General features: G+C 46.0%; 12 protein-coding genes. 8 read left to right on the top strand and 4 right to left on the bottom strand.

The features are described from left to right. On the top strand, window positions 1-186 hold a 186-nt coding region (locus tag QUB70_RS25935), incomplete at its 5' end, for an anacyclamide/piricyclamide family prenylated cyclic peptide (RefSeq protein ID WP_332984337.1). A 98-nt stretch (window positions 187-284) separates the two neighbouring features. On the opposite strand, the gene QUB70_RS25930 is transcribed toward QUB70_RS25935, so the two are convergent. Continuing rightward, window positions 285-992 carry a transposase gene (locus QUB70_RS25930; RefSeq protein WP_332984335.1) on the bottom strand — a complete coding sequence of 236 codons (708 nt, stop codon included), beginning with the start codon at window positions 990-992 and terminating at the stop codon, window positions 285-287. A gap of 29 nt (window positions 993-1,021) precedes the next feature. Between QUB70_RS25930 and QUB70_RS25925 the strand changes: the two genes are divergently transcribed. Together QUB70_RS25925 and QUB70_RS25920 are read left to right on the top strand one after the other, a co-directional pair. After that, complete coding sequence (locus QUB70_RS25925; RefSeq protein WP_332984334.1) at window positions 1,022-1,924, top strand: LynF/TruF/PatF family peptide O-prenyltransferase; 903 nt, start codon at window positions 1,022-1,024, stop codon at window positions 1,922-1,924. Between the two features lie 79 nt (window positions 1,925-2,003). Continuing rightward, window positions 2,004-4,160: a S8 family peptidase gene (locus QUB70_RS25920; RefSeq protein ID WP_332984333.1), complete on the top strand. Its 2,157-nt coding sequence runs from the start codon at window positions 2,004-2,006 to the stop codon at window positions 4,158-4,160. 299 nt (window positions 4,161-4,459) lie between these two features. Here QUB70_RS25920 and QUB70_RS25915 read toward each other — a convergent pair whose 3' ends face one another. Next, on the bottom strand, window positions 4,460-5,371 hold the full coding sequence (locus QUB70_RS25915) for a PPC domain-containing protein (protein WP_332984332.1): 912 nt from the start codon (window positions 5,369-5,371) through the stop codon (window positions 4,460-4,462). Between the two features lie 93 nt (window positions 5,372-5,464). Here QUB70_RS25915 and QUB70_RS25910 point away from each other — a divergent pair, with 93 nt between their 5' ends. Beyond that, window positions 5,465-7,168, top strand: coding sequence for a flavin monoamine oxidase family protein (locus tag QUB70_RS25910; RefSeq protein ID WP_332984330.1), 1,704 nt, complete (start codon window positions 5,465-5,467; stop codon window positions 7,166-7,168). A 130-nt stretch (window positions 7,169-7,298) separates the two neighbouring features. On the opposite strand, the gene QUB70_RS25905 is transcribed toward QUB70_RS25910, so the two are convergent. Then, window positions 7,299-8,054, bottom strand: coding sequence for a Uma2 family endonuclease (locus QUB70_RS25905; protein ID WP_332984348.1), 756 nt, complete (start codon window positions 8,052-8,054; stop codon window positions 7,299-7,301). A 203-nt stretch (window positions 8,055-8,257) separates the two neighbouring features. Between QUB70_RS25905 and QUB70_RS25900 the strand changes: the two genes are divergently transcribed. The 4 genes from QUB70_RS25900 (at window position 8,258) to QUB70_RS25885 (ending at window position 11,749) form a co-directional block, all read left to right on the top strand. Next, entirely contained in the window at window positions 8,258-8,740 is a 483-nt protein-coding gene (locus QUB70_RS25900; protein ID WP_332984329.1) for an FxLYD domain-containing protein, read from the top strand. Between the two features lie 344 nt (window positions 8,741-9,084). Then, a complete protein-coding gene (locus QUB70_RS25895; protein ID WP_332984328.1) occupies window positions 9,085-10,842 on the top strand; it encodes an ABC transporter ATP-binding protein in 1,758 nt (585 codons plus the stop codon). 170 nt (window positions 10,843-11,012) lie between these two features. Further along, entirely contained in the window at window positions 11,013-11,429 is a 417-nt protein-coding gene (locus tag QUB70_RS25890) for a XisH family protein (RefSeq protein ID WP_332984327.1), read from the top strand. After that, window positions 11,417-11,749: a XisI protein gene (locus QUB70_RS25885; protein WP_332984326.1), complete on the top strand. Its 333-nt coding sequence runs from the start codon at window positions 11,417-11,419 to the stop codon at window positions 11,747-11,749. The genes QUB70_RS25890 and QUB70_RS25885 overlap by 13 nt, the downstream gene beginning before the upstream one ends. Window positions 11,750-11,768: 19 nt before the next feature. Here QUB70_RS25885 and QUB70_RS25880 read toward each other — a convergent pair whose 3' ends face one another. Continuing rightward, complete coding sequence (locus QUB70_RS25880) at window positions 11,769-12,044, bottom strand: type II toxin-antitoxin system VapC family toxin (protein WP_332984324.1); 276 nt, start codon at window positions 12,042-12,044, stop codon at window positions 11,769-11,771. Between the last annotated feature and the right edge of the window lie 60 nt (window positions 12,045-12,104).

Raw genomic sequence — 12,104 nt, 5'->3', positions numbered from 1 at the left:
AGCCGTCGGAAAATCTACCCAAAATTCAAGGAGACTTGTATTATGAAGAAGAAATCTTTGCGCCCCATTCAAACTGCACCTGTGCAACGGGACACCACTGCCACTTCAGCTAGTAGCCATGTCGGCCTGGCGGCCTCTTGGTTGAACGTGGTGGCTATTCCTTTTGCTGGCGACGACGCGGAGTAATCACTTCCACAGTATCACTCACCTCAAAAAATGTCAAAACTCAGTTTCTACCTCCTTTGGCGCTCTATTGGCAGCGATGAATTGACGTACAACCCTTGTTAGTTCTTCGTCTTCCGATACCTGGCACGGGGGTGGGGTGGAACGGAAGGGGATTTGGATTTTTTGGGTGAGTTAGTGGTTGAGGCCTTATTCTCAAGGTGAACCCCGCCGAGTAGCTTGCTACCCCAGTGGCACTTGGTTGGGTTCTTCTGCTTGGGTTTGTACTTCTGGCAAAAACCTTTGTATTTTTTGGCACATTCGTCTAAGCTGTTCCCCAGTCGCAAAAAAGCGGGATGCCATTGAGTTAGCCCGTCATCAGTTAAACGTTCGTAGCTGCCGTAGTTACTGAAGTCGTAGAAAAAGCCGTAACGCATTTTTGCAGCTTTGGGATTGCCGTGAATGTAGCGCAAGGTATTTAAGGCTCTTTCCCTATCTGAAGCCGGAAACCCATCACAGAAATACCGCTTTTCCCAAAAATGCCCTGTCCGCCTTAACATCCGGTTAAAACACATGGCTGTGTACCAATTAAGAAAGTGCATAATTTTCGGCAAGTCTTCCGGTTGATCCGGTTCGAGCAGATAATGAACGTGGTTGGACATGATACAAAGAGCGTAGAGCTTAAACTTGTATTTATCCAACGCTTTCTTAATTGCATAGAGAAACACCTCCCGACATTCGCGCCGTCCTAATTTAAACTCGCGGTTATTGCAACGGGTGGTGATATGGTAAGAGTATCCAACTTTAAGATCACGGCGTTTTCTTGGCATTTCACTGAAACCAATAAATTTATAAACCCATGCTTACCTACAATAATATATTAAATAGTGAGGCAAAACTACAGGCGATTGGTGCCCATAAAAATGCCTTTGAAATAGAATCTCTCTATCCCCTAGATATCTTTGAGCAACTGGTAGCAAAAACAGGAGAATGCGGTCTTGAGTTTTCTTGCAAAATTGAACGAGAGCGACTTTATCCTGCTCGTTTCAACCTCAGTTTTGGACAAGACAGAAAATTTGCAGATTCATTCAAACAGATTTTAAGCTTCTTTCGTCAGGTCGCAGGACGGGTCGGCGTAACAATTAATTATGATTTATTACAAGAATTTCTAGGACACAATTTTGACTGGAGTAAAGTAGAAGGTTTACAAACAGGCGTTGATTTGCGCCCAGAAGTTGCAAATTCTCGCTTAAAACTTATTTTCAGAATTAAAGATTATCCAGAAAGATTAGAAACAGCAGTAGCCTTAAATCACGGCTGTGATACCCAAGAATTTCGGGCGCTGTTGATTTACAGTGTCCTAGTTATAGGCTTTGATTTTTTCCTAGATGGTCGCAGTGAAATTGAACTTTATCCTGAAATTAAAAAAGAAGACTTTCAGCGAACTGACGTGCAGCAGCAATTATTACAGGTTTTGTCCTTACCTGCTTTGCAACCATTAGAAGCTAGTGATGTGATGATGGTGGGTTTTTCCAAAGCTAATCCTGATAATAAGATTGTTTATTACCGCCTTGAAGATAAGAATAACTTTTTAAATTACTTTTCTGCCAACGATCTAACCCGCAAAGTTCATGCCTTTTACCAGCAACAACCTGTGTTAAAAAGTATGTGGGTAGGTTTAGCAGAACGGGAATTGTCGGCAGGAATCATTCAAAATATTAATTTGTATTACAATCAATCCTTTGTTAACGAGAAAACCTAACTCTTTATGGCTTAAAAAAATATCACCAACTAATTTGTTTTACACTCAATCAATAAAGATTTAACAACAAAATCGCACAATGCCTGACTTAATCACTATACCTGGAATACCTGAACTTTGGTCCCATACTCTAGGCGACCCGCGCATCAAAATCGCTGTTCTCGACGGTTCCGCCGACATGACCCGCGCCTGCTTCCAAGGAGCAAACTTCAGCCAACTACGTCCCTACTGGCAAGAAGAACCAGAGGCGATCGAACCCGCCTATTTAGAGCAATGGTGGAAAATCGAAGCCCTAGAAAAAGAAAAGGCCGAGCTAAAAAAAAGTGAAGAAGAAACGAACGCCGAAGAAGAAGCCTTAAAAGCAAAAATTGAAGCCCTAAAAGAAACCATCCCCAAACCCATCCTCAACCGCCTCGGCTGTGACTTCCACGCCACCCACATTGCCAGCACCATTATCGGCCAGCACGGTTCCCCCGCCCCAGGCATGGCTCCTGGCTGCACCGCTATCAACATTCCCATCGACATTAACGGCGAAGGCACCGAATTCATCTCCCCCCTCAACCTCGCCCGCGCCTTCAATTGGGCAATGGAACAAGGAGCAAATATCATCCACTGCGCCGCCTGCCACCCCACCCAAAGCGGCCTCGCCCACGAACTAATTGGCCGCGCCGTCAAGCAATGTCAAGATAACGGCATCTTGATTGTCGCCCCCGGCGGTAACGACAAAGGCGAGTGCTGGTGCGTCCCCGCCGTGTTGCCGAACGTCCTCACAGTGGGCGCACTGCGGGATGACGGCATCCCGTTTAAATTTAGCAACTGGGGCGGGAAGTACCAGGAGCAAGGCATCATGACATTTGGGGAAAATATTTTGGGGGCGCAACCGGGAACTGACGAGCCTGCGCGGCATAAAGGCACGAGTTGCGCGGCTCCGATTATTACGGGCGTTTCTGCTTTGTTAATGAGCTTGCAGTTGCAGCGGGGCGAAAAGCCGAATGCTGAAGCGGTTCGCGCTGCCATTTTAAACAGCGCCATTCCCTGCGATCCTGAAGAGGTGGAAGAACCGGAACGCTGCTTGCGGGGGACACTGAATATTCCCGGTGCGGTTCGCTTGCTGACAGGGGAACTGCTGGCGGCTGTTGCGCCTTCGACATTCAGTCCAATTCAACTTGCAGCTAGTGCAGAACCTTTCTCCCAATTGCTGTATTCCGATGAGAGGGAAGCAATCATAGATGAGAGTGCGCTAACTCCCGTGCTCTTGGGTGCAGTGACTTCCGCCTTCCCTCATCATGGGGAGTTACGTTCAATCGCAGCTTCGCATAGGGGCGGCGAAATCTCTTCCTCAGAAATTCCAACCACGCCCAACACACCTACAACAGGCGTCACTGCGAGCCTTCCGTCAAAGCTGGTTTATGCCCTGGGAACTTTGGGCTACGACTTCGGCACCGAGGCGAGGCGCGATACGTTCAAACAATTGATGCCGGCTGTGGAAATTGAGGGCGTGACGGTTCCCGCCAACCCCTACGATGCGCGCCAAATGGCGAACTATCTGGAACAAAACCCATCGGAAGCAAAGGCTTTAATTTGGACGCTGAATCAGGAATTAACGCCGGTTTACGCCATTGAACCGAAAGGGTCGTTTGGGGCGGATGTGTACGAAGGCCTCATACAATTGCTAGCAGCACAGTTGATTGCACAAGAAAGCGAAGATTACATCGAGCGGATGAGCCTCCCGGGAAGGCTCAGCGGTGGCACGGTTGAACTGTTTTCTGGGCAATCGGTGCCGGTGATTGAACCGCGAGTGACGCGGGGAATGTATGGCTGGTCTGTTAATAGCCTCGTAAGTGCGGCTTTGGAGACTCTGCGGGATGGAATGGGTGATGTGAGCGAGGAAGCGGTACGGCGTTCTTTGGTTAGTTTCCTGCACCGCATTTATTTCGACTTGCGGAACTTAGGGAAAACTGCGCGCGATCGGGCTCTCAATTTCGCTGCGACAAATGCTTTCCAAGCTGCTTCTACCTTTGCCGAGGCCGTTGCTAGAGGCATGGAACTCGATAGCATCGAAGTGGAAAAAAGCCCGTTCTGCCGCCTGAATAGCGACTGTTGGGATGTGAAATTGAAGTTTTTTGATTCTGAAAATAGCAGTCGAGCTAAGAAAGTTTACCGCTATACAATTGACGTGATAGATGTGATGCCGGTTACTTTGGGTAAAGTGCGATCGTGGTCTGTGCGGAATTAATTAGTCCCTGGTTTTTGTCTGCTGGTTAAATGGGCGATCGCTCTTAAGGGCGATCGCCCGCATCCGGGCCGTTATGCCCCAATACGGTTCAGTAGACAAGATTGCAAAAGTCCTTTTAATCAAATTTTCGGACGCTGCTCAGAGCAACGTCCCACAAGAAAAAAAAATTGTGGGATGGGCTTCTAGCCTGTCGTAATTATTTTTGCAAGAGGTCTATTGAATTCAAAAATTTTATTTAATTCTGCCTTCTGCCTTCCCCTTCAGACCTTGGCTGCCTTCGACTGCTGTAAACCATCCTATCATACAAGTGGCGTGGGAGCAGGAGCAGATAGTAATCTCAAGTCATAATTTGTATCGCCTTGAAATTGAGAAACGCGGACGAAATAAGTCCCCGCAGGCAAAGCCCCATTGCTGACAATTGTTTCTGAAGCCGTGCTTAAATTGTTAGACGAAGCAATAAGATCGTCTAATCCAACTGCGCCGTTGCCGTTGAGATCCTGAATTAATTCTACATCCACATCTGCACTCAAACCGTCTACAGTTACACTGAAAAGGCTGGGAGTATTGAGGATGAAACTGTAAATGTCGGCTGGTTCAGCAGCTCCCACAAAATCGCTCGCAGTTTGAATTTCTGTGAGAATACCCAGATTTTTTGCTGCATTCAAATTGTCGGCGGGATCGGGGAGAGTAGTCAACAATCCTTCTTGTTGACCGAATTGAATGTAATGGTCGATCGCACTTTTAACTGCGCCGCTATTGACTGCTGCTGCTACCAGCGGATATTTTTCTAGATAAAAGCTGGGATCGAAGAAAACGCTGGCTTTGCGGTTTTCTAATTGACCGGCTTTGAAGTAGTGTTCAAATGCGGTAAATTGATTTGTTTGGACTGCTGTCTGAACGTCTGGGTTGCTTGCTAGATAGAAACCAACATCGAAGAAAGGATTGGGGTTGCGTCGTTCAAATTGACCGAATCTAATAAAGTGATCTGCTGCTGAAAAGCCGTTGAGTTTGGCTGAAGTCGCTACATCTGTATTGGTGTCTAAATAATAGCTGGCGTCGAACAGGGCATTCGGGTCGCGATTTTCAAATTTGCCAATTTTTCCGTAGTGATCGAAAGGACTCGATACCGTGCCTCTGGCAACTGCTACGGCGACATCTGGGTTGTTTTCGAGATAAAATTTGCTGTCGAACAGTGTTCTGAGGGTTAGCATTATTAAAAAAATCTCTCTGGACTTTAGTCTGGAAAGTGCACGATCGAGAATCCAGTTTACATCAAAGTTTTGTTTTGTGAGGGTGTCTTAATTATGGCTAAATCTGGACTGATGGCAATGCTGCGCCGCGCTGCGAGTATTGCCCAGAAATCAAGGGAAACGGGCATTCCGGCTGATGAACTGCTGGGGATGCTGAGCGATGGCATTCCCAATTCTCCCATATCTCGGCGCCGCTTGCTGCACGGGGGCTTAGCTGCTGCGGGAGCAGTCGCTGCTGCGACTTTTACCAGGGAGGGAGGGGGAGCTTTTGCTCAACAGGGCGGACGATCGCCCATTTTGGTTGTGGGTGCGGGAATTGCGGGTTTGACGGCCGCTTATCGCTTGCGTCAAGCGGGCGTGCGCGCCGATATAATCGAGGCAACTAACCGCGTAGGGGGGAGGATTCGCACGGGTTCCAAGGTGGCTGGAACGCTGATTTCGGCGGAGTTGGGGGCAGAATTTATTGACACCGGCCACACTACTTTAATTTCGCTGGCGACGGAATTGGGTTTGCGGGCGATCGATGTCATCCAAGTGCAGCGGGGATTGGTGAAGGATACTTTTTTCTTTGATGGGCGACGCTTTTCTCTCGAACAATTAATCGCAGATTTTGCGCCGCTAGCTAGTAAAATTAGTGCTGATTTGCAGGCGGTTGGCGATGAAATTAGCTATCTTGATTTTACGGAATCTGCGGAAAGATTGGACAATCTTTCGATCGCTCAATATCTCGATGGAGCTGATACTAGCACGATTCTCCGGCAGTTGCTCCGCATTGCTTATATAACGGAATACGGCAGAGATGCCGAGGAACAGTCGGCGTTAAATCTGCTGTTTTTAATCGGTTCTGAAGCTAACAGTTTGGAATTGTTCGGCAACAGCGACCAGCGCTATCAAATTGAAGGCGGTAACAGTCAAATTGTCAACCGTTTAGCGGATCAATTGTCTGGTTCGATCGAGGCGGGGACGGTTTTGGAAGCGATTACTTTGTTACCTGATGGCCGCTATCGGGTAAATTTGCGATCGGGACAAAGCGCATTCGAGCGCACTTACGAGCGAGTTTTGTTAACTTTGCCGTTCAGCACTCTGCGAGACGTTAAAATTAACGTACCTTTGCCTCAACCAAAACGCAGGGCGATCGAGCAATTGGGCTACGGTACCAATTCTAAGTTAATTACCGGCTACCGCAGCCGCATTTGGCGGGAAATTTATCAATCGACTGCTTCTGTTTATAGCGATTTAGGATTCCAAAATACCTGGGAACCTACGCCTTTTGCTCCTACTGGTAACGGTTTAGTTACTAATTTTACAGGAGGAAAGCAGGGTTTGTCGATCGGCGGCGGAACTCCAGAAGACCAAGCACAAAGATTTTTGAACGAATTTGAAAGAGTTTTTCCCGGAGTGAGAAATTTGCGATCGGGCAAAGCGGTGCGAGCTTATTGGCCGGGAGAACGCTTTTCTAAAGGTTCTTATGCCTGCTATTTAGTCGGACAGTGGACGCAAATGTACGGGGTTGAAGGCGAACGAGTTGGCAATTTATATTTTGCCGGGGAACACACTTCGCTGGAAAATCAAGGTTACATGGAAGGCGGTTGCGAAACTGGACAAAGGGCGGCTGTTGAAATTTTGCAAGATTTGGGTTTGATACCTTCTGCTGATGCTTTGAATGCTCGAACTGCTAGCAGTTTGAACAGTCGCCGTCCGAGCCGGAAAGTTCCCGGAGCGCAGAATCTTGGCAATAGAAAGCCGAGTATTAGATAATAACGTAAGGTGCGTATCTAATGCTTGTTTGCCGTTGCTCCTAGCCCGTGCATCTAATTCTTGTGGGGTGGGCTTCTAGCCCGCCCAAAAATACAATTTAGATGCCCAACAGCTTATGGCGTACAACTTATCAAATAATCTCGTCCGGGTTAATTCCCCGATCGCGCAAATACTCAGCCAGTCGTTCGGCCCGTTCCCGTTCGCGATCGGCCCGTTCGCGTTCTGCTGTTATCTGTTCTACACCCCACAAAAGCAGATTTCCTGCTTCATCCCACCAGCGCAACCAATAACCTGTACGCTGTTCTTTTTCCCCCCGCCAAGTTCCCAAATACAAACCAAAATCTGCTATCCAATGGCGACCTTCTTCATCAGGAAATTCTAGTTTGTAATTGCCATTTTCCAAGCGATAGACCTCCAACAATCCACTTTCAGGGTCAAAAATGATGTAAGTTGGTACTTGCAGAATTTGTTCGTAAAAAAACCACTTTCCGGGAGGAAAAGTACGTCTAATAGAATATTCCTCGCCGTCTGTTTCCGACAAAAACTCCATCACAATGCTTGGGATTTCTCCTTCCAAGTTTGGGGTGTAGCTTTTGCGGTCTCTTCTCGATTCTACCGGGAGTACGGAAGGTACATAAACCCAATCTGGTGCTTTGATAACTAACTCGCCGTTGACAGTAGCGCAAATCCCAAAATTGCTGGCTATCAGCATTTGTGGCCCGATAAATCCTCTCAGTTCTAAGATTTCTCGCAGTGCTCCAGCAATTAGCGGTTGACCTGTATTCTCCACTGGTTTTTCTTCTAATTGGAAGTCGTCTGGCAACTTCTCCCAAGTGACGGTCATTGCTACCGTTTTTTGTTTTGGGTTATCTTGAGTCGCGACCATGACTTTACTTTCTAAAGTTTGATGTCTTATCATAGCACAATACAATGTGCGCCTTCATTAAACAAGATTGCACTCTCAAGCAGACTATATTGAATGGATCTGCGTCCATCGGTGTTTATCCGCTTGAAATCTGCGGTTGACCGATCGATCAAATATTTATGCAATGCAAGTCTAATTAATTTCAGCAAATCCCGATAAAACATATGAAAATATTACATTTTACACTAGCTTTATCAACTTTGCTAATGTCGCAGATATCGGCTCGCCCTTTGCTGGCAGATGCTACAAATACAATTGCTCAAAACTCACCAGTTGACGAGCCGTTTTGCTACATGAAAACCCCCGACGGCAAAACAGTAGATTTGGGCAAACTCTGCGAAAAATCACCAAATTCTGAAACTTCCCAAAATTGCATTGCTGGTTCTAATATTTCTGCGAAAGTGTCAATTGCTGCGGCAAATTATGACGGCAACTTTTTCAGCGGTAAAGTAGTCAATCAAGGCTGCAAAACAATCAAGAATGTCAAAGTCAATTATGAAGTTTTGGACGAGTCAGGGAATTTAATTGACAACGGATTTATCGACGCTGAACCAGTTACTCTTGCACCCGGACAGTCAGCCGCCTTTCGGGGCGAAGTTGTCGCGGGGGCTCAGGTACTAGCGACTTATGCTGACGGGCAAGAATGATTGTTGATAGATGGCGACCCACTTCCAGAAACCCGATCGAGGTTATAGTAAGGTGCGTCGCTTTGAGATTGTCGCTGTTTTTGAAGATTGTAGATGGCGACGCACCCTACAGCAACTATTCCATGAGTTTTGAGAATTAGTATTATTTACCGATCGCTGATATCATATTCAGGCTCAGATATCTCTATGACTTACGCAGAGATCCCCCTTGCATCCCCCTTCAAAAGGGGGACTTTGAATAATAATAATCTTGTCCCCCCCTTATTAAGGGGGGTTAGGGGGGATCGAAGTTTGAATATTCTTGCAGAGATTCCCAAAAACAGAATTTGCGAGGGCAAAATATCTTGAAAACTCGATCGACATATTGGCAAATCTTACCCTACCTCCGTCCCCAAAAACAAACCATCGGTAAAGCATTAGCTTGTACCGTAGTATTTACCATATTTTGGCCGATTATCGCGTGGCTAGTTGGCGAAACAGCAAAATTTATAGGAAAAGGAGATTTACAAGGATTCGGGCAAATTGCGGCACTCAGCGCCGTTATATTTCTGATTCGCGGTACGGCCCAGTACGGTCAAGATACGCTGATGGCAAAAGCAGCTTTGACTATTGCTTTAGAAATCCGTAAAAAAGTTTATGCACACCTGCAAAAACTCAATATCGGCTACTTTGAAACCGCCAAAACCGGAGATTTATCCTACCGCCTCACCGAAGATATTGACCGCATTGGCGAAGTCGTAAATAAATTTTTTCATCAATTTATCCCTTGTGTTTTGCAGCTAATTGCCGTTCTGGGATATATGATTTATCTCAACTGGCAATTAACTTTGGGTGCATTAATTATTGCACCGCTGATGGCTATTTTAATTGGCTGGTTTGGCGAAAAACTGCTAAGTTACTCGCGGCAAAGTCAAAATCGCATTTCTGATTTATCCGCTTTGCTGACAGAAGTATTTAGCGGCATTCGTTTAATCAAAGCATTTGTGGCTGAAGACTACGAAATTGCCCGCTTTGGGGAAGAAGCTGAACAAAACCGCCGCGCTAAGTATTTATCAGAACGCATAAAAGCACTTCAGTTCGTTGTAGTTGGCTTTCTGGAAGCGATGAGCGTGATTTTGCTGTTTTTCCTGGGTGGTTGGCAAATTTCTCAAGGAAATCTCACAGGTACTCAATTTATCAGTTATATCGCAGGGGTGGCGCTGTTAATTGATCCGATCGCCATTACAACGGCAAATTACGGCGATTTCAAGCAGGGAGAAGCTTCTAGCGATCGCATTTTTGAACTCTTAGCTATTGTACCAACAGTAGTCGAAAAACCGGGCGCGATCGAACTGCCCCATGTTACAGGCAAAGTCGAATACCGCAACATTAATTTTGCCTACCCCCCTCAACCCCCCCTTGATAAGGGGGGGCAAGGGGGGGTTCCCATTCTGCAAAACATGAGTTTGTTGGTGCTTCCCGGAGAAATGATCGCCCTCGTAGGCGCATCCGGTGCGGGGAAAACTACCTTAGTAAATTTGTTGCCGAGATTTTACGATCCGCAAGCGGGACAGATTTTAATTGACGGTATTGATATTCAAGATGTCACCTTAAATACTCTGCGGCGACAAATCGGAATTGTACCGCAAGAAACGATTTTATTTTCGGGTACAATTGCTCAAAATATTGCTTTCGGTCAATCTTATTATGAACTGAAAGATGTGCAAAAAGCTGCGGAAATTGCTAACGCCCATCAATTTATTTCTGAGTTTCCCGATGGTTATCAAACTTGGGTAGGAGAAAGGGGTGTAAATTTATCTGGGGGACAAAAACAAAGAATTGCGATCGCCCGTGCGGTTCTGCTCGCTCCCAGAATTTTGATTTTGGATGAAGCTACATCGGCGCTGGATTCGGAATCTGAAGGTTTAGTGCAGGAAGCGCTGGAAAGATTGATGCGCGATCGCACTGTGTTTATTATCGCTCACCGCTTGGCTACTGTGCGAAGAGCCGATCGCATTTTAGTGATCGAAAAAGGCAGAATTGTGGAATCTGGCACGCACGAGGAATTGCTCGAAAAGGGCGATCGATATGCTGGCTACTACGCGCAACAGTTTAGTCAGTAACGTATCTTAGAAACCGGGTTTTTTGCCGTTTCTGCTGGCCTCAACGAAGTATTCTCGAAAAAAACCCGGTTTCTGACTACTCGTGGGTCAGTGATGTTCTAGATGAATAGCGCATATACTTAAAATACAACAACTACCCAAGATATTAAACACAACGAGTCAGTACAACCATGCCTGCTAAAGATGCCTTTCATGAAGTCGTTAAAATCGCTCTCCAGAAAGATGGATGGCAGATTACTCACGATCCATACACGTTACAGGCAGGAAGTTTAGAACTTTACATCGACTTGGGTGCCGAAAAGGTGGTTGCCGCCGAAAAAGATGGACAGAAAATCGCTGTTGAAATCAAAAGCTTTACTGGCCCATCGAAAATATCCCAATTTTACACAGCTTTAGGACAATTCATTAGTTATCGAGCAGCTTTACAACAACAAGAAACTGACCGCATTTTATACCTGGCAGTACCCAGTAATGTTTACGATAGTTTTTTCACAATGGGGTTTATTCAGTCTTTAGTTCAACAAAATCAAATTCATTTGATGATTTACGATATAGAGCAAGAGGCGATCGCACAATGGCAAATGTAGACCTTTATAGGCAGCACATTCAAAATCTGCTCTCCCAACACGCTAGTCTTGTTTGGGATGAGCGCATTCAGGCTCAAACTATCTTTGATGTCGAGCGCGATCATTATCAATTAGTATATGTAGGCTGGCGCAATCAGCGGCGAATTTATGGCCCGGTTTTGCACCTGGATATTATGGACAATAAAATCTGGATTCAGCAGGATGGGACTGAGGTGGGTATTGCTAACGAACTGGTTGAGTTGGGAGTTCCCAAAGAAGATATTGTACTTGGGTTTGACGCGCCGATGATGCGAAAATTTAGTGAATTTGCGATCGGATAAGTTTTGCGATCGCCTATGATTATGATGCCAAAACATCACTCAGGATGACAACAGATAGATTTGGAACATTACGAAATCCATTGTCATTGGTGAGAAACAGCGTACAACCTTCACTGATGGCTGTCGCAGCATGAATAGCATCAGGGGTTTTGAGATGGGTATTAGCCCTTAAATTAGCTGCTGTTCTCAGTACAGATTGAGTGATGGGAACTAGCTGTATATCTGAGGATAATAAAAGTTGTTCGTAGTCACTGACTAAGATAGTGTTAGCATTTTTAAGCTGTCGGGGCGACAAGTCGCCTATAACGCTGATAGAATAAGCCTCATAGCTCTTATGCCTTGTTGATAATTAGGT

Source organism: Microcoleus sp. A003_D6 (assembly GCF_036702825.1).
GTDB lineage: Bacteria > Cyanobacteriota > Cyanobacteriia > Cyanobacteriales > Microcoleaceae > Microcoleus.
The sequence above is the reverse complement of the archived record's forward strand: the minus strand, read 5'-3'. Positions and strand labels throughout refer to the sequence as shown.

Excerpts from the sequence above, each read along its gene's own strand:
- QUB70_RS25900 (WP_332984329.1), top strand. The coding sequence starts at position 8,258 with ATGAAAATATTACATTTTACACTAGCTTTATCAACTTTGCTAATGTCG.
- QUB70_RS25915 (WP_332984332.1), bottom strand. The coding sequence starts at position 5,371 with ATGCTAACCCTCAGAACACTGTTCGACAGCAAATTTTATCTCGAAAAC.
- QUB70_RS25890 (WP_332984327.1), top strand. The coding sequence starts at position 11,013 with ATGCCTGCTAAAGATGCCTTTCATGAAGTCGTTAAAATCGCTCTCCAG.
- QUB70_RS25910 (WP_332984330.1), top strand. The coding sequence starts at position 5,465 with ATGGCTAAATCTGGACTGATGGCAATGCTGCGCCGCGCTGCGAGTATT.
- QUB70_RS25905 (WP_332984348.1), bottom strand. The coding sequence starts at position 8,054 with ATGGTCGCGACTCAAGATAACCCAAAACAAAAAACGGTAGCAATGACC.
- QUB70_RS25925 (WP_332984334.1), top strand. The coding sequence starts at position 1,022 with ATGCTTACCTACAATAATATATTAAATAGTGAGGCAAAACTACAGGCG.
- QUB70_RS25885 (WP_332984326.1), top strand. The coding sequence starts at position 11,417 with ATGGCAAATGTAGACCTTTATAGGCAGCACATTCAAAATCTGCTCTCC.
- QUB70_RS25930 (WP_332984335.1), bottom strand. The coding sequence starts at position 992 with ATGCCAAGAAAACGCCGTGATCTTAAAGTTGGATACTCTTACCATATC.
- QUB70_RS25920 (WP_332984333.1), top strand. The coding sequence starts at position 2,004 with ATGCCTGACTTAATCACTATACCTGGAATACCTGAACTTTGGTCCCAT.